This window comes from Alteromonas sp. DYW1 (assembly GCF_059752595.1).
In genome coordinates this window covers 924645-947690 of sequence record NZ_CM186038.1, presented here as the reverse complement: position 1 = coordinate 947690, position 23046 = coordinate 924645, and the positions used below count along the sequence as shown (strand labels likewise).

16 protein-coding genes are annotated in these 23046 nt (G+C 46.3%); 9 read left to right on the top strand and 7 right to left on the bottom strand.

The window, feature by feature from the left end:
- Positions 1–5: 5 nt before the first annotated feature.
- Positions 6–971 (bottom strand): LpxL/LpxP family Kdo(2)-lipid IV(A) lauroyl/palmitoleoyl acyltransferase, encoded by a 966-nt coding sequence (gene lpxL, locus AC121Z_RS04215; RefSeq protein ID WP_498126938.1) that lies wholly within the window; start codon positions 969–971, stop codon positions 6–8.
- Positions 972–1082: 111 nt separating this feature from the next.
- Between lpxL and AC121Z_RS04210 the strand changes: the two genes are divergently transcribed.
- The gene (locus tag AC121Z_RS04210; protein ID WP_498126936.1) at positions 1083–4172 is read left to right on the top strand and encodes a PAS domain-containing hybrid sensor histidine kinase/response regulator; all 3090 of its coding nucleotides are present in this window, start codon (positions 1083–1085) and stop codon (positions 4170–4172) included.
- Here the strand turns inward: AC121Z_RS04210 and AC121Z_RS04205 are convergent.
- From AC121Z_RS04205 to AC121Z_RS04190, 4 genes are all read right to left on the bottom strand, one after another.
- Positions 4160–4423, bottom strand: a complete 264-nt coding sequence (locus AC121Z_RS04205; RefSeq protein ID WP_498126934.1) for a DUF3081 domain-containing protein — start codon at positions 4421–4423, stop codon at positions 4160–4162. The genes AC121Z_RS04210 and AC121Z_RS04205 overlap by 13 nt on opposite strands.
- A gap of 169 nt (positions 4424–4592) precedes the next feature.
- Positions 4593–5132: an outer membrane beta-barrel protein gene (locus tag AC121Z_RS04200; RefSeq protein ID WP_498126932.1), complete on the bottom strand. Its 540-nt coding sequence runs from the start codon at positions 5130–5132 to the stop codon at positions 4593–4595.
- A gap of 16 nt (positions 5133–5148) precedes the next feature.
- Positions 5149–6411 carry a hypothetical protein gene (locus AC121Z_RS04195; RefSeq protein WP_498126930.1) on the bottom strand — a complete coding sequence of 421 codons (1263 nt, stop codon included), beginning with the start codon at positions 6409–6411 and terminating at the stop codon, positions 5149–5151.
- Positions 6412–6413: 2 nt separating this feature from the next.
- Positions 6414–7223: an outer membrane lipoprotein-sorting protein gene (locus AC121Z_RS04190; RefSeq protein ID WP_498126929.1), complete on the bottom strand. Its 810-nt coding sequence runs from the start codon at positions 7221–7223 to the stop codon at positions 6414–6416.
- Positions 7224–7604: 381 nt separating this feature from the next.
- Here AC121Z_RS04190 and AC121Z_RS04185 point away from each other — a divergent pair, with 381 nt between their 5' ends.
- From AC121Z_RS04185 to AC121Z_RS04160, 6 genes are all read left to right on the top strand, one after another.
- Positions 7605–9848: an acyl-CoA dehydrogenase gene (locus AC121Z_RS04185; protein WP_498126928.1), complete on the top strand. Its 2244-nt coding sequence runs from the start codon at positions 7605–7607 to the stop codon at positions 9846–9848.
- 94 nt (positions 9849–9942) lie between these two features.
- Positions 9943–10521: a thymidine kinase gene (locus AC121Z_RS04180; RefSeq protein WP_498126926.1), complete on the top strand. Its 579-nt coding sequence runs from the start codon at positions 9943–9945 to the stop codon at positions 10519–10521.
- A gap of 373 nt (positions 10522–10894) precedes the next feature.
- The gene (locus tag AC121Z_RS04175; protein ID WP_498126924.1) at positions 10895–12115 is read left to right on the top strand and encodes an acyl-CoA dehydrogenase family protein; all 1221 of its coding nucleotides are present in this window, start codon (positions 10895–10897) and stop codon (positions 12113–12115) included.
- A complete protein-coding gene (locus AC121Z_RS04170) occupies positions 12108–13175 on the top strand; it encodes a phosphotransferase family protein (protein ID WP_498126922.1) in 1068 nt (355 codons plus the stop codon). Before AC121Z_RS04175 ends, AC121Z_RS04170 begins: the two co-directional genes overlap by 8 nt.
- A gap of 4 nt (positions 13176–13179) precedes the next feature.
- Positions 13180–13929, top strand: a complete 750-nt coding sequence (locus AC121Z_RS04165; RefSeq protein WP_498126920.1) for an SDR family oxidoreductase — start codon at positions 13180–13182, stop codon at positions 13927–13929.
- Positions 13929–14792, top strand: a complete 864-nt coding sequence (locus AC121Z_RS04160) for a bile acid:sodium symporter family protein (RefSeq protein ID WP_498126918.1) — start codon at positions 13929–13931, stop codon at positions 14790–14792. Before AC121Z_RS04165 ends, AC121Z_RS04160 begins: the two co-directional genes overlap by 1 nt.
- Here AC121Z_RS04160 and AC121Z_RS04155 read toward each other — a convergent pair.
- Positions 14789–16549 (bottom strand): monovalent cation:proton antiporter-2 (CPA2) family protein, encoded by a 1761-nt coding sequence (locus AC121Z_RS04155; RefSeq protein ID WP_498126917.1) that lies wholly within the window; start codon positions 16547–16549, stop codon positions 14789–14791. The genes AC121Z_RS04160 and AC121Z_RS04155 overlap by 4 nt on opposite strands.
- Before the next feature lie 531 nt (positions 16550–17080).
- Between AC121Z_RS04155 and AC121Z_RS04150 the strand changes: the two genes are divergently transcribed.
- On the top strand, positions 17081–17794 hold the full coding sequence (locus AC121Z_RS04150) for a substrate-binding periplasmic protein (protein WP_498128145.1): 714 nt from the start codon (positions 17081–17083) through the stop codon (positions 17792–17794).
- Positions 17795–17924: 130 nt separating this feature from the next.
- On the opposite strand, the gene AC121Z_RS04145 is transcribed toward AC121Z_RS04150, so the two are convergent.
- The gene (locus AC121Z_RS04145; RefSeq protein WP_498126915.1) at positions 17925–19715 is read right to left on the bottom strand and encodes a cyanophycinase; all 1791 of its coding nucleotides are present in this window, start codon (positions 19713–19715) and stop codon (positions 17925–17927) included.
- A 353-nt stretch (positions 19716–20068) separates the two neighbouring features.
- Here AC121Z_RS04145 and AC121Z_RS04140 point away from each other — a divergent pair, with 353 nt between their 5' ends.
- The gene (locus AC121Z_RS04140) at positions 20069–22990 is read left to right on the top strand and encodes a TonB-dependent receptor domain-containing protein (protein WP_498126913.1); all 2922 of its coding nucleotides are present in this window, start codon (positions 20069–20071) and stop codon (positions 22988–22990) included.
- Positions 22991–23046 lie beyond the last annotated feature (56 nt).

Genomic DNA, 23046 nt, shown 5'->3' with positions numbered 1-23046 from the left:
TCGATTTAATCATATAAACTCGGATCATTCTCGTTTGGACGCGTTTTGTATCGTTTATGCATCCATAAATAGCTTTCTGGCTGTTCTTTGACCAGTGTTTCAATCCGCTGGTTCAATTCAGTTAGTGCCACTCTATCCTCTTTATCGGCAAAATCTGGCATTGGTGGATAAAATTTTACGACGTAACCCTTTTTGGTGTACTGCGGCGAAACCATTAAAGGTATGCAGTTCGCCCGGCGTGCAAACATTAATGTTGCTGTAGTTGTCGCCGTTTCGGCTACCCCGCCAAATGGCACAAAGATACTCTGCAAGCGCCCATAATCTTGATCGGGCAAGTACAGACACAATTCATTTTCATCTAGAGCGTGTAAGAGCGCTTTGGCATTGCGCTTATGGATCATGTATTTGTTTGAACGATTCCGCCCATGATATTGCAAGTAGTCCATTAACGGATTGTTGTGCTTGCGATAAAACGCAATGCTGGGATGGCGATAACCAACGATACGGCAAGCTAACTCTAAATTTACATTATGAATGGCTAAGCCAAACACCCCTTTACCTTGTGCCAGAATCGATTCGACGTGCTCGTAGCCTTCAACGCGCCCCAGTCGTCTGATCCGCCAGGCGGGTGCCCACCAGCCTAATGCCGTTTCAAATATCGCCATACCGGCGCAGTCTAGGTGTCGATCTAACAAACGCTCCCGCTCTTCTTGCGAGTATTCGGGAAACGTTAGCTGCAAGTTTCGACGCGCCACGGCGACTCGCTTTTTCACTAATTTTTTCAGCAGCCATGCATTGCCCTTGGCCAGAATTCTTAGCACCCTCAGCGGTAACCAACTGATTATATAAAGTAAAATAACACCGAGCCAAATCGGCCAATATTGCGGTAGTAAGAAACGCCATTCAAATGTCGGCGGCTGTATTTTAGACACAAAAACCATCACTTCATCAATTTCGCTCAAGAATAGCATGGGGTTTTACAGGTGCAAAAACAATGGTTCAATAAAAGCCTTCGCTGCACACTCGCATTCTGGACACTAACCTGCTTAAATTAACATACGTTTTGCAAGGAATGTGGCATCTTGGATAAAGCTTTTTGTGATCAATTACTAGCCCAAATGGGTTGTGGAGTGCTAGTCATCGACCGCAAGGGTATTATTGTGTTCGCAAACGAACACCTGCACGAATTATTCGGCTATCCAGCTGGCGCATTAATTTCTGAACCACTCGAGAAACTGATCCCTGAAGAATATCGTCGTAAACATTCCGAACTACTCAATAATTTTCACGATCATCCCCAGACAAGGCAAATGGGAGCGGGTAAGAGTTTTCCTGCACTACATGCTGATCAAACCCAATTTTATGTCAGCATTAGCATCTCACCACTCGACGATGAACGAACAATCGCCACAATAACAGAAACCACCCGTCAACAAGCTGCCTTTACTGATCTGACCGATAAAAACCGCGCGCTAAATCTAAGTCTGCAGCGCTTGGGATCGCTTGCAGAAAAATCGACTTCTGCTTTGTTTATTGCCGACACTAATCTAAAGGTAACTTGGGCCAATGAGGCATTTTATAAACTGACTGGCCAAACGCCACAAACTGCGACCGATTTTTTCAATCTTATCAGTCGCGGAGCAAGCCTTAGTGAAGTCGGACGCCTGCATCAAGCGGCTAAAGAACAAGGCGAATACAAAGGTGAATTATTGTTATCCAATGTTCACGGGGGAAATTTTTGGGCCATAACAGAGATCCAGTTTCAGCCAAAGCTTGACGGCAAAGCCGAGTTTATTGGCTCAATCACCGACATTAATGCGCAAAAGTTACTTGAGCGAAAACTGATTGCTAATAGTAATTTGCAGCGCTCAATGCTTAATTCTGCGCCGATCTTGCTGTTTTCCACCAACGAATTTGGCACAGTAACGTTAGTCAATCATTTTGCGACTGAAAATCTCAACTACCAAACCGTTGACTTGGTAGGGCAAATCACCTTGTTTCAACTGCTTACCGAAGAAAGCCAGCAGTTTTTAGCGCAACAAGTGGGCGTTGAAGCAACAGTGAGCGCAGAAACGCTCGCTGCGAAACTGCAAAAAGCGGCACATAAGAGCCCGCTGGTAATGGAGTTATGCTTTGTAAAGTCTGACGGCGATAGAGTCGTGGTAGAAACCACTATCTCTGCAATTAATCCGTGGTTAGAGGACGGCAAGGGTTTGGTATGGATGGGCAAAAATGTGTCCTCCGAGCGTGAAACTTTATTGCAACTGTCGCGCACTGAGTCCTTGTTAACGGCAGTCAATGATATTGCCAAGCTAGGAGTGTGGGAGCTCGACCTTACAACTAACCAACTATGGTGGTCTGACGAAGTTTACCGGATCCATGAGCTCCCGATCGGCTCCGAAATTAGTGTCGAACAGGGGATTAAATATTACGCACCAGAAGCGCGTGATACGATCGCAGAAGCTGTTGCTGAGGGTATAGAGTCTGGCAAAGCGTGGGATGAACAATTGCCTTTCATCACCGCGCTAGGCAAGCGCATTTGGGTTCGCGCAATCGGCTATGCGGAATATGCTGAGAATACTCCGATTAAGCTGCGCGGCGCGTTTCAAGACATAACAGAAATAAAAAGCGCAGAACAAAAGGCGTTAGCCGCTAGTCAGGCTAAAAGTGAGTTTTTGGCCAATATGAGCCACGAAATACGCACGCCATTAAACGGGATCCTCGGCTTTAATCAGTTACTCGCTGCAACTGAATTAAGTGACAAACAAATGGAGTTTGTTCAGCTGATTGCTAGCAGTGGTAAAAATCTCTTGGCAATCATCGATGAAATTCTTGATGTTTCCCGCATTGAAGCGGGTAAGTTGGTGATTCACGAGCGCCCGGTCAATCTGAGTCATCTATTGTTTAGTATCGTCGAAAATGCGCGCAATTTAGTAAAAGAAAAGGGCCAACCTTTACGCATTGAGTATTCGCTGGCCAGTGATGTTCCGGACAACATTCAATCGGATCCGCTGCGGTTGCATCAAATCATATTCAATCTAGTTGGCAATGCGATCAAGTGCACCGATGTCGGGCTGGTGCATATTGCCGTCACAAAAGCTCAGGATCAACTCCAAATCGCTGTTCGCGATACAGGGATCGGTATTCCTGCAGAAGCCCAGGCAACCCTCTTTGAAAAATTCACTCAAGTCGATTCTAGCTCCAGTCGGGCGCGCGCTGGCGTGGGTCTGGGGTTATCGATCTGCCAAGAACTAACCAAGTTATTGGGTGGCACAATATCACTCGATAGTGAATTGGGTAAGGGATCAACTTTTACTGTTACCTTACCAATCAAGCGCGCTATATTTGCGCCGCAGGAAAATTCCGTTGAAAATATTGCAATCGTTACTGATAACGAGCGAGTGGTGTTGTCTTGGCAAGAATATACGTCAAGTCATGATATCCAATTGCAGCCCTTCGCGACTGCACCTGAAGCAATTAAGGGGATTAAGGAGAACTCCTTAGACAGAGCATCATTACGTGTAGTGATTTATCAAGACCTTACGGGAATGCCGGGTATTGAGCTGATTAAAGCATTGCATCATCAGAAACTGATTAATCCTCACCAACTGAGTTTTGTGGATGACAGCCTTAACACGCAACATCAGCAAATCTGTACTGAACTGGCAGTTAATTATTTCAATAGCAGCAGAGATTCATTAATCGAAATTATTAATTCCTTTGATGATACCCAAGCAATAAAGACGGAGTTCAACCCATCCGATTCTGCACAAGCGCTTGGCTACATTTTGTTGGTTGAAGACAATGCGATTAATCAAATGGTCGCTGAAGAAATGCTTGCGCAATTAGGCTATCGTGTGATGAAGGCAGCAAATGGTGCAGAAGCCATTGAGTTGGTGCGCAGTAAAATAAACGACATCAGTGTTATCCTGATGGACTGCCAGATGCCTGAAATGGACGGCTATGAAGCCACACGACGAATACGGTCTTTAAACTCGCACGAAGCGCAAACAATCCCCATCATTGCCTTAACTGCGAATGCCAGAGCCGAGGACGTGCGCGCCTGTTTAGATGCTGGCATGACCTCGCACATCGCCAAACCGGTAATGATTGACGAACTCAAGCAATCGATTGAACTTGCACTTACTCCAATACAGTCTTATGACTTATAGCGACTTTCAATTTGGTGAAGTTTCTTTTCAAACGCTTCCAAATGTTCAGGCTTGTCATAATCAAAATGGTACTGGTTATGAAAACCGAAGCGCAATTTAACCAATGCGTCTTCGATAAAAACGGTGTAGCCATCGAAATCGGTAAAGGCTTTAACACCTTCTAAATGGTATTCGTTATCAACCACTTCCCCATGCTGTCGAATTTTGTCAAACACGGCCAAGATAAAGTGACTATCGATTTCATTTTTCAACTGTTAACCCCCTGTCGTTCGGCTGTAAGTACCAATCAATACGTCTACGTGAGTATAGTAAGATCAAACCGTTGTTTAGGTGCACATCTATAAAATTAGAAACATTGATAGGTTTTTGCGGCAAGGAAGTGTCTTCTTTACTCCTTACCGCATTGGCGAATGCATAAGGCTAGTTAAAGTTGTAGCGAAAACCGACATAAACCGCACTTGACTGAAAATCGTCCTCACCGCCGATATATTCAGCTTCAAAACGAACCATGGTGTTGAGCCCCACGTAATAATCGAAGCCAATCCCCACGATACCAGCCATAACACCATCGTCATAGGGCTCAACGATATCATCAAAAACTACGCTTCCTTGCAAATCTGCGCGCATTACGCCAACGCGATAAAATAACTCGCCTTCGCGTGAAGCAGCTTTCCCTAGTACAGAAACAAACAAGGCATCGCCTTCCAAACCATTGGCTGGATTGCCATCACTTGCAGCATCATCTGCGATGCGTTGATAACCACCTTCTACATACCATTGTGGATGGAACTGGTGCCCTACCGCTAATTTATAAGCAACACTGCCATCGGAATATTGGGCAAACTCATTATCCGCGTACCCCGCACTAACAACTGCATACATCCGTTCAGTAGCGGCTGCATTTACGGAGGCGAGTATAGCGGCAGCAGTCAATAGAGAACTGAGCAAACGACGTGACATAATTCAGGTTCCTTGTTTAAAAATAATATTCCAGAGTGAACTGTATAAAGTCCTCTCTGCGAATAAAGAATAATGGATCGGTAATATCATCACTGGCAAAAAAATAACCGTCGAGCTTCCAACGCCACTGATCCGTTATGCGGCTTGAAGCTTCAATAAAACCAGTATAGCTGCTTGAGTTATCTAAGTCTTGTACCATCCCGATCAGAAATTCAGTACCATCGATATCATTAACAACTATCCTAAACCCAACCATCAGGTCATTTTGCCCAAACACAAAGGCTGTTTCTTCGCGCTCATCAAACTGATATTCAACTAACCAGCCCAAATCGTATTGACTGTTAAAGATCCCAACCTGAGTAAATTCAAAGCCTGCAACCGCGGCAAAAAATTCGTCCTTGACTTGTGCACGTAGCGCATCAGGCACATTCTCTTGCTCATCGCGCCGATAAATACCCTCAAATTTGAACAACCACGCATCAACAACCGCCAGCGCATCAATCGCTACCTGCTGAATCTGTGAATAGTAGGGTTGCACTTTTACCCGCCCTGTATCTGGGTCAATCGAGGGAGCTAAATAGGGATCACGATTGGTTCCAGCAAAATACGAAACCCCAAGGTCAAGGCTACCGAAAGTCTGTTGCCAGCGCAGAGCGTAATCAATATTGGATTGCTCCTTGTCAGATGCATACAGCGGATTATCCGTATCGATTAAAAAGGGGGGCGTCACTCGGCCGTCGAGACCGGCGAATGTGCGCTCACGAAAATACGGTAACACAAAGGCAGAAAATCGGCCGTTCTCACTGAAATAGGAAAAATTAAGCATGGGCTGACCAAGCTTAGTCTCGCCGTCAACCGAATCTACATAATCAGTTTGATTGATCACATCAACTAAATGAAGCGACTCTGTCTGGCCCCAGAATACCTTGCTGATCCCCGCAATAAATTCCCAATCATTGGCGATATGTAGCCAATGAAATTCACGTAAATCAACGTGCGTGCGCTCGCTGTCATGCTGATCAACGCGCGCAAACGGCTTGATCACTAAGCGGTCATCGCCTTCATTCCAACTGTAATAAAACTCAGGTGCTGCGTACAACGAACCTTGCGCCCGCTCTTGCTCTGGCAACAGTGGGTCTTCAAAATAATAACGTTGTTCAACCCCTGCCTCGCCGCTGATTTCAAAGTCTTGTGCATGGGTAGAGCCGCAGACGCAAACGCCCCCTAGAGCCAACGCTCTTAGCCAGCGATTAATCGACAAGGAAAATTGGTTTTGCATAGTTAGCGAACGTTTCTTAACTTGTTGCTATCAAAATCAGCCTCATTGAGACCGACATCAAATCGAAATTCATCCACCAGCAATAGCGTACTCTTATACGTTTGCTCGTTATACATTTCAGCGCTGTGAGCGCGCCAGAATTTGTTCTTGTACTGCTTATAATCAGATAACGTTAACGTTTTAAGTAAACTGTCCTTACGGTCATAAAATTCGGTTTTGTGAACGTAATAATGTTCTTGATCGACCCATGTCTTTTGCCGGGTATATCCCGAATTAGGATCTAAAGGTACTTGTTCCACCACATAAGCAGGACGTCCGTTGATAGTTTCTTCACCAATAAACTTAAAGCGATACTTCTCAATTTCAAAAGACGTCATATCTTCAAATGCAAATTCACTGCCCATAAAGGGCCCGGATTTATTTTTCGAATTAATCCGCTTAACCCGCTTTAGTGCCGGCAGATAAATCCATTGCAAGTCTGGCTCGAGTGCTTTGCTGAAGCTCAAAAAGGCCGTGCCACTGACATCACGGGGGTGATCAAATATAGTTAACGCTTTATCACCATCATCAGGTACTTCGAGCGATTGTACGCGAATTTCACGCACTGACTCCTGGCCTTGGGCGTTACGCAATATCATGCGCATGTCAGCTGCGCTGTCTCCCCAACCAATGTCCGCACTCTTGCGCTGTTGGGCAATTTCTAAACCCCTCTGTTCGCTGGCTTGGGCAAAAACACTAAAGCTGCTTGCCGCAAATCCCAATAGGGCTATCCATGCAACTCGACGCAACATTAGCTGTTGTAGATTGACCATTCCATTCTCCCTTTGACCTGCTTAGTAATTGATCTAACTAGTATAGAACGCACTTGAGACTATTAATAATAACGGCACGCCACTTATTATGCTGAGTAAAAAACCACTTTTTGGGTATATAACGCAAAGTAAGGGTGTCTCGATTGACACCTTTTGCAGGAAAATTCGGCAAAAGCGTAAATATTGCTTCACACTCACGTATTAATTTCAACACTAAAGTATGTATTTTAATACCTACACATTTCAATTAAATCAGTCACTTAGGTTGTTTTTTGTACAATTTTTGATAACAAACCGTGAACATTTCATTAGCAAGTTTTGATCTTCTCAGAAATTGGAGTAGTATATATCCACAACTGGTCAGATGAGCGGATGAGTATAATGAGCATCAGAACAAGCTTAAAGAAAGTGTTACCCCCTATTTCTATTACCGAGCAAGAAGCGCTCGACGCAGGGGATGTATGGATTGAATCTTCTATTTACCGTGGCAAACCGGATATGCAGGTATTGCGTAATATCCCAAAAGCGACATTGAGTGCCGACGAGCAAGCCTTTTTAGACGGCCCAGTAAAAACCTTGTTGAAGATGGTTGACGATTTTGAACTGCAAAATAGCAACCACATCCCTCAGGAAATACTAACCTTCCTAGGTGAGAACAAATTCTTCTCTATGATCATTCCGAAGAAATTCGGCGGTCTAGAGTTCAGCCCATATGCGAACTCAACTATTGTTGCCACAATTGCAGCGAAAAGTGGTGCGATTGCAGTAACTGTGATGGTACCTAACTCACTAGGTCCAGGTGAGCTGTTGATGCATTATGGTACCGAAGAACAGCAAAATTATTGGTTGCCGCGTCTGGCGGTAGGTCAAGACATTCCGTGTTTTGCCCTGACTAGCCCAGAAGCAGGCTCAGATGCTGGCTCCATTCCTGACGCAGCAATCGTAACTAAAGGTGAATACAACGGTGAAGAAGTGATCGGTTTATCGGTTACTTGGGACAAGCGTTACATCACACTTGCACCGATCGCAACTGTACTTGGCCTAGCATTCAAAGTATTTGATCCAAATGGTTTACTGGGTGACAAAGTTGAATTGGGCATTACCTGTGCGTTGTTACCCAAAGATCACCCGGGCGTAGAGTTGGGTAATCGTCACGACCCAATGGGCGTGCGTTTCTACAACGGTACAACTCGCGGTGAAAATGTCTTTATCCCAATGGACTTTATCATTGGCGGACAGAAGAACATTGGCCGTGGGTGGCAAATGCTAGTGAGCTGCCTAGGCGCAGGTCGCGGTATTTCATTACCCGCAATGGGGGTTGCATCTGCGCAGTCGTCATTCAAATCAACGGCTGAATATTCGTTTGTTCGTGAACAGTTTGGTGTACCCATTGGTCGCTTTGAAGGTATTCAAGATAAATTGGCCGACATTGCCGGTAAGACTTTCTTACTTGAAGCAATGCGCGTGCTAACCACTGAAGCCTTAGGCTTAGGTCTTAAACCTTCAGTTATCACTGCAATCGCCAAATATCACATGACTGAACTTGGCCGTGATGTGGTCAACTCAGCGATGGACGTGCAAGCCGGTAAAGCGATCCAACGTGGTCCACAAAATACGTTGGCTGGCGGTTACTCTGCCCTGCCGATCGCAATTACCGTTGAAGGCGCGAACATTCTTACGCGCAGCTTGATGATCTTTGGTCAAGGTGCAATGCGCTGCCACCCGTACTTGAAAGAAATGGTTGATCTCATTCACAGTGATGACAAGTCAGCAGACGCAGAATTTAACAAAGTGTTAGGCAAAACCGTAAAATTCAGCGTTAAAAATGCTTTCCGCAGTAAAGTTAACGCCTATTTGCCTTTCTTACGTGGCACAGAATCAGCGCTACCCGAAGTGCGTAAATATGAGAAGCGCTTGAACGCCTTATCAGCGAAACTTGCGCCATTGGCTGACCTTTCATTGTTGGTCTTGGGCGGCGATTTGAAGAAGGCAGAACTACTGTCAGCGCGTCTTGGTGACATGATGAGCTACTTGTACGGCACAATGGCTGCCATTCGTTTCTACGAGCAGCGCGTTGAAGATCGTAAACAAGCGCAGCCTTACTTTGAATACGCGGCACAGTGGGCATTACAACAAGCAGAAAAAGCGTTGGTTGATTTTATCAGTAACTTCCCGAATACGGCGACTCGCTATTTGATGCGTATGTTGACCAACACTTACACTTCATCTGTGAGCCAGATTTCAGATGACTTAGTCCGTGAATTGGCTACTGCGTCATTACAAGATAGCAGCATTAAAGCGCAACTGACTCACTTGGTAGTGACTGAGCCAGGCGATGGTAACGACATTAATGAGCAAGCATTTAAAGCCAAGCATGCAGTAATGCCACTGCTTGGGAAAGTGCAAAAAGCACTACGCAAGTCGCCAGTAGTACCGTTCGTATCCTTTGAAAATGCAGTCAATGCATTGTTAGAGAAAGGCGAGCTTACTCAAGACGAGCATGCCGCATTGTTAAGCTATGATGCTAAGCGCAAGCTTGCGGTTCGCGTTGACGAATTTGATTTTGATTTAAACCTACTTAAGCCAGAACAAACTCAGGTAGACAGCACTGCTAGTGCAGCATAAAAGTAACGATAGTCATAAAACGGCCCATCAATGGGCCGTTTTTTTTGCCTAAAATACCGTATAATCCCCCGCAAACAGCATTTTCATTTCTCACATGGCACAACTTTATTTTTATTATTCCGCAATGAATGCGGGTAAATCGACGGCACTACTGCAGTCGGCATACAATTATCAAGAGCGCGGGATGCGCACACTTATCTATACCGCAGCCTTTGATGATCGGTATGGTGTGGGTAAGGTCAGTTCACGGATCGGATTGCAAGCCGAAGCCCGACTCTTCAACGCTGAGACTACTCTATTTAATGATATTCAAGCGCAACTCAAGCAGGGCAAAATTGATTGCGTGTTTATCGATGAAGCACAATTTCTCTCACGCGCCCAAGTCAAAGACCTTATCGAGGTCGTTGATGAATTAGATATCCCTGTTTTGGCCTATGGCCTTAGAACTGATTTTACTGGCGAAACCTTTGCCGGTAGCCATTATTTACTCGCTTGGGCAGACAAACTCTTTGAACTAAAAACCGTGTGTCATTGTGGTCGCAAAGCCAACTTTGTAGTGCGGCTTGACGAGAATGGCAATGCCGTTCGCGCCGGTGAGCAAGTAGAAATTGGTGGTAATGACCGCTACGAGTCTATGTGTCGCAAGCACTTCAAAGCACTGATATGGGATTAATCTACCAATGCTTCATTAGCGGCTATGCGTCGCTTGATGCTAGAAAAATGGTGGTAGATACCGACTTTATACGCTATTGCACGCAATGGTTGAGAAAAGCAACTGTTCGAGTATATCGATCGGGTTAAATAGCGGCGTCAACGCAAAAATCGAAATTGTCATCTTGGCGACAATTACCCTTGCTTCTGACTTAAACCGAAATCATCATCTCAACCAATATAATCATAGCTATCATTAACTTAAATTTTCTAGCCCGGTATTTTTAGGCGCTCAAAAGCGTCGTTTGGGCATAACTATTTATCATTAGAATTAATTTAACTTACTCTTTTTCATAGAATAGACTTATATTTCGGTTCGTTACCACGAGGTCACTATGGATTTTAGTTATAGTCAGCGTTGCCAAGACTACTTAGCTCGCGTCAAAGCCTTCATGCAAAATCACGTCGAGCCTATCGAAGATGATGTTTACCACTTCTTGCATCAGCACAATAACCATGGTGACTGGCGTCAATGGCAATTACATCCGCAGGTAGAAGCACTCAAACAGCAAGCTAAAGCGGATGGCCTGTGGAATTTGTTTTTACCCGATGCCGAATTAGGGCAAGGGTTGAGCTGCTTAGAATATGCGCCTCTGGCTGAACAAATGGGGCGCTGTTTATTTGCACCCGAGATTTTTAATTGTAATGCGCCAGATACCGGTAATATGGAAGTGCTGTATCACTTTGGTGATGAGGCACAAAAAGCCCAATGGCTAACGCCGTTATTGGCTGGTGAGATCCGCTCCGTATTTGGCATGACCGAACCCGAAGTGGCCTCTTCTGACGCCACCAATATGCAAGCCAACATTGCTATTGGTGATGATGAAATTGTGATTAATGGGCGTAAATGGTGGTCAACGGGATTAGGACATCCCAACGCCAAGGTTACCATTTTTATGGGGTTATCCAACCCGGAAAATGATCGGCACAACCAACACAGCATGGTGATCGTGCCGCTCGACACTCCAGGCATAACAATTGAGCGCATGTTAACCGCTTATGGTGACTTTGATGCTCCCTATGGGCACGGTGAGATGGTATTTGAAAATGTGCGAGTACCGCGCAGTCATTTATTGGTTGGCCCGGGCAAAGGCTTTGCGATCGCACAGGGTCGGCTTGGTCCAGGGCGTATTCATCACTGTATGCGCGCTATCGGTATGGCGGAAAAAGCCCTCGAACTGGCCATCAAACGTGGTCTGTCACGGGTTGCCTTTGGCAAGCCACTGATAAAACTTGGCGGTAATGGCGAGCGCATTGCCGAAGCACGAATGCTGATTGAACAAGCCCGTTTACTGACGCTGAACGCGGCATGGAAAATTGATAATTTAGGGGTTAAAAATGCGATGGTGGATATTTCTGCCATCAAGGTTGTTGTACCCAACATGTTACAGCAAGTCGTGGATATGGCGGTCCAAATGCACGGTGGAGCAGGCATGTGCAACGATTTCCCGTTAGCAAGATTTGCAGCCGGCGCACGTGCCCTGCGCCTTGCTGATGGCCCAGACGAAGTACATAAAGGTATGGTGACGCGTTTGGAGCTTAAACGCTATGGCTAGTGGGTTAGTCGATACTGCCGGCGCTGTAAGGCCTGGCGAAGAGTTAGATTTAGCCAAACTCTTGCCTTGGTTACACAGCACTATCGAGGGCTTAGAGGGCACGCCCCAAGTAACCCAGTACAGCGGCGGAGTATCCAACTGGACCTACTGTTTAGCCTTTGCCAATCGTTCCATCATTTTACGCCGCGCTCCAGCGGGCACCAAGGCAAAAGGTGCTCACGATATGCAGCGTGAATATCGTCTTCAGCAGGATTTAAAGCCGGTATTTGATAAGGTACCCGGGGTTTTAGGTTACTGTGAAGATCCAGCGCTTATCGGTAGCGATTTTTACGTGATGGAAAAGCTCAACGGTATTATCCCGCGTAAGAACTTACCGCGCGCGTTGACTCTTTCTTCACAAGACATTGCTACACTCTGCCAAAATGCGATTGATACCCTAATTGATTTACACCGGGTAGATTATCAAGCAGCAGGCCTTGAACACTTGGGTAAAGGTGCAGGTTATGCTGAGCGTCAAATCACCGGTTGGATCTCCCGCTATCAGAATGCAAAAACGTGGAATGTACCGAAGGCTAAGCGAGTAACTGAATGGTTAACCAGTAATCTTCCGACCAAGGAATTACTGTGTATTACGCATAATGACTATCGGTTTGACAACTTGGTACTAGAATCGGAAGCGCCAACTCAGATTATCGGCGTACTGGATTGGGAATTAGCCACCATCGGTGATCCGCTGATGGACTTGGGCAATACTCTCGCCTATTGGGTCGAAGCTGACGATGACAAGTTGATGCAGTCTACCCGCAAGCAACCGACAAATTTAGTCGGCATGATGACTCGCCAAGAGGTCATTGATTATTACTGTGACAAAACCGGTAATCATGCTGCTGATTTTGCTTTTTACGAAGTTTATGGGCTGTTCCGCTTAGCCGCTATCGCACAACAAATTTATTATCGCTATTATCATAAGCAAACACGCAATCCAGCGTACAAACACTACTGGTTTTTCGTCAATTTCCTGATCCGTCGGTGTCAAAAGATCATGCAAAAAGCAGGTTAACTACATGCAAAGAAAAAACATCATTATTACCGGGGCCAGTTCTGGACTCGGTAAAGGAATGGCTATCGAATTCGCCAAGATGGGGCGTAATCTTGGCCTGTGTGCCCGCCGGGTAGAACGATTAGAAGAGTTAAAAGCAGAATTACTCGCCATCAATCCTAACATCACCGTTATGGTCAAACCCCTAGATGTCGACGACCACGACGCCGTGTTTACCTGCTTTAACGAATTTCAGACTGAATTTGGCACTCTTGATCGCGTGATCGTGAATGCCGGCATGGGCAAAGGTGCGTCGGTCGGGACGGGTTACTTCTATGCTAACAAGCAAACCGCAATCACCAATTTTGTCTCAGCATTGGCACAGTGCGAAGCCGCAGTAGGCATTTTCCGACAGCAAAACCATGGTCATTTAGTGACAATCTCTTCGATCAGTGCAGCGCGCGGCTTTCGCCGGGCTCTAACCGTATACGCGGCCACCAAAGCTGCACTCACCTCCCTCACCGAGGGGATCCGCATTGACCTCATGAAAACGCCGATCAAAGTCTCGACTATTCACCCGGGCTTTATTCAAAGTGAAATTAATGAAAAAGTGAAAGCTGCGCCTTTTATGGTCGATACGGAAACCGGATGTAAGGCGTTGGTGCGTTCTATCGAAAAGGAGCCTGCCAATAGCTACGTACCCGCTTGGCCGTGGGCCATACTTTATCGCCTGATGAAATGGGCGCCACTCTCTACGCTAGCCAAGATGAGTTGATGCAGGGGTCAGTCCTATCACAGGTTGTGTTGCCATTAGTGTTGGCAATGATCATGTTTGGCATGGGCTTAAGTTTAACTCGCGACGACTTTTCCCGCCTGCTGCGGATCCCTCAATCGGTTGTTGCGGGGTTGATTGGCCAAGTGGTTATATTACCCATGCTCGCCTTTGGTCTAGCCATAGTGCTAGCCCTACCGCCGTATCTGGCCATTGGGATAATGGTCTTAGCCGCTTGTCCGGGCGGCACAACCAGTAATCTGATCAGTCACATCGCACGCGCAAATTTAGCACTTTCGATAACTCTTACCGCGATCACCACGTTGATTTGTGTGTTTACCACGCCGCTAATCATTCAATTTAGTCTACACTATTTCGGTGTCAACAGTCCCAACTTCTCTCTAATCAATACCACACTCGGCTTAATTGTCATCTCACTTATTCCGGTTTTGTTGGGACTCTATGTGCGTCACAAAGCGCCAATATTTGCCCAGCGCCAAGAGCCCATATTTAGGCAACTTGCGGTGATTTTCATGATCGCCATGATCGCTGGGATCAGCTGGCAAGAGCGCGACATGCTGATGAAGTCCTTTCCCCGCGTGTTTGTGATCACCTTAACGCTGAACGTTTTGGCAACCTTGCTAGGGGTTATTATCGCTAAGCTGGTTTTCTTATCGCCGCGCGATGCCACCACCTTAGGCATTGAAATCGGCACTCAAAATGCGTCAATGGCGATTTTAATAACCCTGACTTTCTTAGATGATCCCAGCTATGCGGTTGCTTGTGGCGTATACGGGGTGACCATGTATGTCGGCGCTTTCGCGCTAGTCTACTGGCATAAATATCAGCCCAAGCCATCCAGTTAGTTTGGCGCAATCTCCCGCTTATCCTCAGCAAACAATTGTTTAAGGTCTTCCCGTCCTTGTTGACTGATTTGGATCAGCTCATCCATGGAACTGTCCTGGAGAATCGCATTGTCGAGTAATTTCATGTCATGCTGAACAAACACATTTGCCATATAGTCCGTTTGCCCCTGCGTGTAGCCCATGGCTGATAACACCTGCTTTGAAGCTTCGACCCCACCACTGAACATTTCTCGAGTGATGTAGTCAACGCCCAGTTTTGCCAGTTCGGTGACATGCCAACGGTTGTGGGCACGAGCGACAATCTGAATATGAGGAAAATGCTTTTTGATTAGCTTAGCTAAGCGGGTAATCGCGTCCATCTCATCAATGGCTATCAGCACAATCTTGGCGTGCTCGATACCGGCGGTTTTTAGTAAGTCCAGGCGGGTTGCATCACCGTAAAACACTTTATTGCCAAACCGCTTAACAAATTCAATGTGCTCTGCGTCTTTATCCATGGCAGTAAACGCGACACCATTAGCGGCAAGCAGACGTCCGGTTAGTTGTCCAAAACGGCCAAACCCTGCAATTAATACGCGTGGCTCAGGTGAGTCGCTCTGCGTGTCGTACACCGCAGGGCAATTGCGGCTGTTATACAGCAAGCTATGTATGATCACCAATGGCGAAGTGATTGCCATCGATAAGCCGACCACAAGATTAACCATGGCGGCTATGTCTTTACCTAACACCTGTGAGCTAACCGCTAATGTCATAACCACAAAAGCGAACTCACCGCCTTGTGAGAGCATCAACGCCACTCGTGTCGAGTCGGTATTGCTTTGCTTGTTGGCTTTCAGAATAGCAAAGATGATGACGGCCTTTAACGTTACTAATGCTAGGGTTGCCGCAATTATTATCAGCGGTTTCGCCACCAATAGTCCAAGATCCAGATTCATACCAATGGCGATAAAAAATAAGCCTAGCAATAAGCCTTTGAAGGGTTCGATCTCTGTTTCAAGTTGGTGTTTAAATGAAGAGTCAGCTAACAAAATGCCGGCGATAAAGGCCCCCATGCCCATGGATAATCCAACGTGCTCCATAGCCAACGCAGTGACTAACACCAATAACAAAGCAGCAGCAGTCATGACTTCACTACTGCCATAGCGTGAGACCAAGCGTAAAAAGGGGTTAACCAAAAATCGGCCTACCAGTAATACGCCAACCACGGCTAGAACAGACATCCACCACGGTGTATCTGATGCGCTTGGTAAAGGCGAGAAACTTGCCACAAGTAAAAGAATGGGGATCACAGCAACATCTTGCATGAGTAGAATACTAAACCCCTGCTGCCCCGGTGGCGTATGCAGTATTCGTTGCTCATTCATCAACTGGATAGCGAATGCGGTTGATGAGAGCGCCACAGCCAAGCCCACAACAACCGCTGTCTGCAAGGTATAGCCCAAGAGCATCAGTAAGCCGCCCAAGAGCAGTGCTGAGCCCAATAATTGCGAAGCGCCACTGAGTGCGATTTGATTACGCATGCGCCATAGCACCTTAGGCTCAAGCTCGAGCCCTATAACAAACAACAACAAAACCACGCCCATTTCAGCAAAATGCAGAATAGTTGCAGGATCATTAATGACATTGAGTACGCTAGGCCCGATCACCACGCCCGCACATAAGTAACCGAGAATGGCGCCAAGCCTTAAACGTTTGAATAAAGGAACAGCGATAACCGTTGCTGCAAGAAAAATTAAAACCGAGCCAAGTAGTGACATGAGCAAACATCGCGATTCAGGGAATTGTACAATTCAGTCTACTACACTTCTCTCCTTTAAGACGTTGATAAAATATGACTATCAGATGAAAAAATTTGAACAACGGAGGTTAACCTGAACAATCGAGGACGGGTTATTAGTAATCCAAGGGAATGGGCATGCCAATATCGAAGCAGTATTCACCTATCAACGCTCAACCCAACGGTATAGTGAGCGGCTCAACCATCAACCCTGGGCAAGTTTAGTGTTGCTGCGTGGCGAGCCATTTCTGCCACCCGCAGCAAAAGGTTAACTCATCAACACAATCCAATTGTGCATACTAGAGCTGACGCTCGTCGTCTAGTGGCGAAATAAAAACAAAGTACTGCTGCTAAATAATTAATGCGTATGCAAACTGAGTCAGGTTACATTCACGTGGCGCCATTCTGCAGTGCATGCTAAGTTGTAATCTAAAGCAGTCTAACGTTCATAATTAGTGTGTACTTTGTATCTAAAGTGATAAAAACCTCAATGGTTTTGTTCTTGTTACTTATGCAGCCGGCCGTTAATGCAAAAAACATCAGGCTAGCAGTAATCGATGATCTAAAACCTCTGAGTTTCAAGCAAGACCAGATTTGGACCGGCAAGGACGTAGATATAGCCAATCAAGTCTTCACACTGCTGGGTTGGGATGTCACCTACGTCCCTTTGCCTTTTGCCGGCATGCTTAGACTTATTTCAAGAGGGGATGTGGACGGTGCGGCTGGCCTTTTTTGCTCTGAGCGACGCAATGAGAAGTACCAAAATATGACGTTTTCTGCGACGCTTTATGATACCGCTGTTTCAATTTTTTCACTCCACAACAAGGCAACGCCCAATTTTACGTTTGACTCACTGGACAGTTTCGCCAATGAGTTAATTGGGGTGACAAGCGGTTATATCTACGGTGATCCCTTTGACTTACATCCCCAGATTAAAACGGTCGAGGTAGAGAATGAGGCGTCGTTGGCCAGTCTCTTAATCAACAAAAGAGTTAATTTTATTGCGGCAGAAGATACGACCTTTCTCTATCTCGCTACACAACAAAAGGTTAGAGACGAAATCAGTAAGGTTTACCCTTTAAGTTTGAATCCTATCTGCATGGGATTTTCAGACATAGCATTAGCAGAAAAAGGGCTAACAATTGAAAACATTAATGGTGCTATTGAAACACTAAAACGCAATGGCACTATTGACGGTATCTCAAATAAATACATCAACCAATAGATTATTGTTGAAATTGAGCGCTGCAACGATCCGCTAATACCACTAATAGGAAGTTAAAAGACGTTACAGCTCCGCTAGTTGTTTTCAGAAAGTCCTCGATTACTTGAGGAACACTGGCAAGAAGCTGCCTTTAACTGCTGGTCAAGACTGCCGGTAAGCCAAAATACCCACACTGCTTGTCTTCTTTTTGCTCAGACACGTAAAAGCGCGTTGCTTCACTCGCTTGAATATTTACCTGATAGCCGGGCTGTTGCCAGGATAGGCGCTTTTGACTGCCACACCACTCGCGCATCTGATTACGCCATACACCATGGGCTTGGGGCTTCAATCGTAGACGGTCATCAAGCGGTGGGATTGTTGTTTGCAAGTTAAGCTCGTTTTCTTTATCACTGTATTGCAAGCGCATACCTGGCACTAAATAATGGGTTATCGCCGAGAGCTGGCGCTGCTGCAAGGTAAAGTCAGTGGCGATGCTTGCATAGCTTTGACTGCCGGCGCGATCAATCACAAACACACCATTTTCGCCAACGACTCCGAGTGTAATCTGGTTTGACTGATAATTAACCGTTAGCGCGGTGGTCTCGTCCACACCGAAGGCAAAGCGCTGACCGCTCGCATCCGCAAATGCTAACAAGCGTGCTTCTCTGTCGCGCTCTGAAAAATGCGTATCGACCAAGCCCAAGGTAAATAATCCTAACCCTCCCAATGGACGATAAGTGAGATCATCACTGTATAATTGCTCCACACAGGTGCCTGAGCAACGCTGACTAGGTGCTGGTAATGGCATAGCGCCACGCACTAACGCCTGTCGGCTATGGCCATTGCTCAGCATTGGAACCGGACGCTGGAACCGAAACCCACCAGCCTGTACAGCCGTGCCGGCACTGGTGCCACCAACAATTAGCTCTTTATCAGTCAATCGCTGTTGAATAATTTTAAGTGTGGCACTTGGTTCACCATCGGGAGTCAACATTGCAGCTAGCGTCTTGGATTGGTCACCGCCGTTAAAAAATATTCCATGAACCTGACTCAATAAATCATTCACCAATTCGGGTTGTTGGCAATATTGCACTTGCATCGTAGTGCGCAATGGGTAAATGCGTTCTCGATCAAATTGATTATACTTAGCACGCAACGCGGTTAATTGTGCGCATCCATCGACACCATTGGAATGCAACCAACGCGCATGTTGATAGGCAGCATCCAATGGTAACCACACTACATCAGCCCCTAAAGAACTAAACGCCGAAAGATAAAAGTCAGCAGATTCATAGGGGTCGCGAGACGACGCGGTGATCACCGCGATCCGCGGACTGTTGGCATCCTTTACGCGCAACTTTGCTTGATCAACAAAGGCTTGATATACCGCGATGCTACTCACATTGGTATTATTTAGTACATTCGCTCGTTCTTGTTTACGCTTACCATCGGCAGTGCGCTGTTCTTTTTCATGTGTATCGAGCAAAGCAAAATAAATAGGATCGGGCAAATCGCTGACAGAATCGTCGGATAAACCCATGCTTATTAATGCATCTAAAAACTGACGTCGAGTTAACGAACGCGCCGCATTTTTTGCATATCCTTTCAGCAAAATTGCATGAACTTGCTCAAAAAGCCCCTGATAATCAGTATGAAATTGCGCTTGTTGCAAAAATCTTGTCGCCGCGGCCAGAGAAAACCCGTACAAATTTTGCTGTTTATCCTGCTCAGTAAAATTGTTTAGGCGACAATTTTGCGGTGCAAAACTTGAACATGTTGTGAGCGAACCACCCGCCAAAAGCAAATCAAACGGGTCCTCGCTAGCTGCCGCAAAAAATACACAACCCATTGAAAATGAAATAACTATTAAGGTTTTATGTAGGTTGAGTAAAAACTTTTTTCTGCCAAAGAGATGATGACTTGAAAGCTGAAATTGATTCATATTAAGCGTTAATAGCCTTGTGCTAATTCGTTGACTTTTTTTTACCCTAGTGTTAACAAATAATTAATGTCAATGGAAAAGCGACGGATTTTTAAGCGTCCAATTCAAGGGCATTTTGCATAACTTTTCATGCATGTGAGTTGAATAAAGAATCGATAAGCAATGTTAAAAAAAGCAATATCATTGAGTAGCTATCACTATCAAAGCTACTACCTTTCAGAGTGGTTCGACGAATAGCCACCCTTCCCTAACGCAACGTTCACTGTGTTGCTGCGCATACCCGCGCGCCAGAAAAATACTATTTGATTGAATCCGCATCCGGCCTTTGCTCGGACGTTTAGGGAAGTAGAACAATGAAAAAAAATCCTATTGCTACTGCAATATGTGCAGTTTTAACCGCTATTGCCTTGCCTATTAATGCGCAAGACAACAATTCATCCACCGAGCAAGATGTTGAAGTCATCAATGTTACCGGTACGCTCATCAAAGGCGTCGATGTCGCAGGTGCGCAACCATTAACGGTGCTCAGCGCGGAAGACATCGCCAAAACGGGTGCCAATACCATCGCGGATCTAATGCGTATCGTCAACCAAACGCGCGGTGGCCTCGGCAGCTTTACCACCAGTGAGAGCGGCGCTACTTCAACCTCAACTCCGCCCGGACAAGCCGCTGCTTCATTGCGCGGGATTGGTCCATCAGCGACATTAACTCTGGTCAATGGTCGGCGCATCGCCGCTAGTTCCTTCGCCAGTGGTACTGAAAACTTTGTGGATATCAACAGTATTCCAGCCTCCGCACTAGAGAGCGTTGAAATTCTCGCCAATGGTGCCAGTGCTACCTACGGAGCTGATGCTGTAGCAGGAGTAATTAACTACATTTTAAAAGACGATTACGTCGGCACCGAACTATCGGCCAGCTATGAAAACAGTCTAGATTCGCCCGATGACGGCAGAATTAACCTGCAAGTTTTATGGGGCACCGCCATCGGCGATGGTAATCTCACCGTGTTTGCCGATTATTATGATCGGCAAGCCAGCAGAGCCACTGACCGCGCACTCACGCGCGAGCCAACCCTGCAGAGTAACTACTCATACTTACCCAAAGATACACCGAATATCTATTTTTTCTCATCCCGCGATGGCAATGAAATTGGCGCACCCAATTGTGCTACTGAGCTAGTTACCACTGAGTTTGGTGAACAAATTTGTGCGTACTATACGAATCAAGATGACTATTTAGAAACACCGTTGACTACACTGTCAACCGGCTTCACCTACACGCAAGACATCGGTGAACTCACATGGAAAACAGATTTTTTCTATTCCTACAGTGACTCGACCTCCTATTCGACGCCAGCGCCAATTAATCAAATTGATGACCGCGAGGGCCCGTGGGTGGATGAGTCGGCATTGTATATATTTGATCAAGCAACCCAAGATGCGCTGTTTGATAACCTATATATCGACCCTTTCGATACCCAAGCGGGTCAAGAACGTTATGGCTTCCGCTATGATGCTCGTTTCTCTGCGCCCCGCACGGTAGAGGTTGAAACCAATGCCTGGCGGTTAGTCTCAGCGTTGTCGGGTTACATCGGCGATTGGGATTGGGAATCAGCAGTGGTTTTATCTAAGTCAGAATCCGATCAAAAAGCCGTGGCGGGCATTTATAATCGCTACCTTTTCACAGCCGCTGTAGACGGTGAGCTATGCTCAAATGGCACCATCGCCAACTATTCTGCTGACACAGATACTTTAAGCTGTAGCGGTGGCAACCTGCTGGGGATGTACAATCCGTTTTTAAGTGGCGATGCTGCGAATGATGCCATTTTAGCGCAAACTCAGGTGCAACCGACTCGCCAAGGCGAAAGCACGGTGTATAGCTGGGATGTTAGAGCTAGCGGAGATCTGTTTAATTGGGGTCAGCGCACCGTCAGCGCCGCCGTGGGAGCGGAAGTGAGACGCGAAGAAATTACCGATGTGCCCTCGCTTGAGTCCAGAGCACGCTTCGAAAACGAATACTTGGTTGATGTATTTGGTTTTGGTTCCAGCTTATCCGAGGCGGACCGCAGCCAGTATGGTGTCTTTGCTGAAATGTTTGTGCCTGTGACCGATCAGGTTGAGGTTAGTCTGGCTGGGCGCTTTGATGATTACGACGATTTTGGCAGTACATTTAATCCCAAGGTGGGTGTTACCTTCCGCCCCGCTGAAGAACTTATCCTGCGCGGCTCATGGTCTACCGCATTCCGCGCACCTTCACTGACGCAAGCGGGAGTAAAGCTGCGCACTACCCGAGCCTCATTCGATTGTTCAGCGAATCAAGCAGTCGCTGACCTTTACTGTGAAGGTGACGGCAGTATTCGCGGTAATAATGTACTGGAGTTGGGTAATCCCGCGCTGCGCGCCGAAGAATCTGAAAGCTTTACCGCTGGATTCGTCTGGAGTCCAACCAAGCATACTGATGTCAAAGTCGATTATTGGCACTTTAAGCACGAAGATTTAGTCGATACCAATATGACGGGAGTGTTAGCGGCAGCAATTAATGACGCAAGTTTACGCCATTGTGGCTTGGTTCCAGAGGGCGAGATCGGGATTTCCTACGAAGAGGACCTTTGTTTAGTCACGGACGAAAATGGCTTAACCATTGAAGAGGACGGCGCAAACCTCAACGAAATTCTTGCCGCTTGGATAGACTTTGATCAGCCACGTTTTAATGAATTACCGCTTTTCCGTGATCATGTGTTACTCCTCGATAATACCGGCACACAAGAACTCGGCGGAATTGATATTGATCTATTCCATGCGGCTAAATTCAGTAGTGGTGACTTAGAGCTAGGGCTGCGCGCTACACATTACCTTAGTTACGAACGCAATAAGCCAGGCTCAGATGAAATCGAGGAACTTATCGGCTCCTTTAGATATCCAGAAAATATTGCCAGCGCGGAGATATTCTGGGTCGCTGACGATTGGTATGCCGGTGCTTATGTGTTTTATACGGCAGGCTATGCAGATGACATTGCCCGATTGCGCGGTCGCAACATCGATGAACTGCTTGACCTAGGCGAACTGGATGAAAACGAAGAGCGTGACGTAGCTTCTTGGACAACGGTGAGCTTAAGCGCGGGTTATCACTTTGAGCAGGCAACATTGCGTTTAGCCATCGATAACTTGTTTGATCGTGATCCGCCGTTAGTCTACGGTTCATCACGCGGTTACGACAGTTATAACAGTAATCCGTATGGCACGCAGTACACCTTAACGCTCGACTATCGATTCTGATTGAGTCATTTACATTAGGCCAGGGCTGACGCTAAACGTCAGCCCTGAGCATATTT

Excerpts from the sequence above, each read along its gene's own strand:
- AC121Z_RS04195 (WP_498126930.1), bottom strand. The coding sequence starts at position 6,411 with ATGCAAAACCAATTTTCCTTGTCGATTAATCGCTGGCTAAGAGCGTTG.
- AC121Z_RS04140 (WP_498126913.1), top strand. The coding sequence starts at position 20,069 with ATGAAAAAAAATCCTATTGCTACTGCAATATGTGCAGTTTTAACCGCT.
- AC121Z_RS04145 (WP_498126915.1), bottom strand. The coding sequence starts at position 19,715 with ATGAATCAATTTCAGCTTTCAAGTCATCATCTCTTTGGCAGAAAAAAG.
- AC121Z_RS04165 (WP_498126920.1), top strand. The coding sequence starts at position 13,180 with ATGCAAAGAAAAAACATCATTATTACCGGGGCCAGTTCTGGACTCGGT.
- lpxL (WP_498126938.1), bottom strand. The coding sequence starts at position 971 with ATGCTATTCTTGAGCGAAATTGATGAAGTGATGGTTTTTGTGTCTAAA.
- AC121Z_RS04175 (WP_498126924.1), top strand. The coding sequence starts at position 10,895 with ATGGATTTTAGTTATAGTCAGCGTTGCCAAGACTACTTAGCTCGCGTC.
- AC121Z_RS04200 (WP_498126932.1), bottom strand. The coding sequence starts at position 5,132 with ATGTCACGTCGTTTGCTCAGTTCTCTATTGACTGCTGCCGCTATACTC.
- AC121Z_RS04180 (WP_498126926.1), top strand. The coding sequence starts at position 9,943 with ATGGCACAACTTTATTTTTATTATTCCGCAATGAATGCGGGTAAATCG.
- AC121Z_RS04190 (WP_498126929.1), bottom strand. The coding sequence starts at position 7,223 with ATGGTCAATCTACAACAGCTAATGTTGCGTCGAGTTGCATGGATAGCC.
- AC121Z_RS04160 (WP_498126918.1), top strand. The coding sequence starts at position 13,929 with ATGCAGGGGTCAGTCCTATCACAGGTTGTGTTGCCATTAGTGTTGGCA.
- AC121Z_RS04170 (WP_498126922.1), top strand. The coding sequence starts at position 12,108 with ATGGCTAGTGGGTTAGTCGATACTGCCGGCGCTGTAAGGCCTGGCGAA.
- AC121Z_RS04150 (WP_498128145.1), top strand. The coding sequence starts at position 17,081 with ATGCAGCCGGCCGTTAATGCAAAAAACATCAGGCTAGCAGTAATCGAT.
- AC121Z_RS04185 (WP_498126928.1), top strand. The coding sequence starts at position 7,605 with ATGAGCATCAGAACAAGCTTAAAGAAAGTGTTACCCCCTATTTCTATT.
- AC121Z_RS04155 (WP_498126917.1), bottom strand. The coding sequence starts at position 16,549 with ATGTCACTACTTGGCTCGGTTTTAATTTTTCTTGCAGCAACGGTTATC.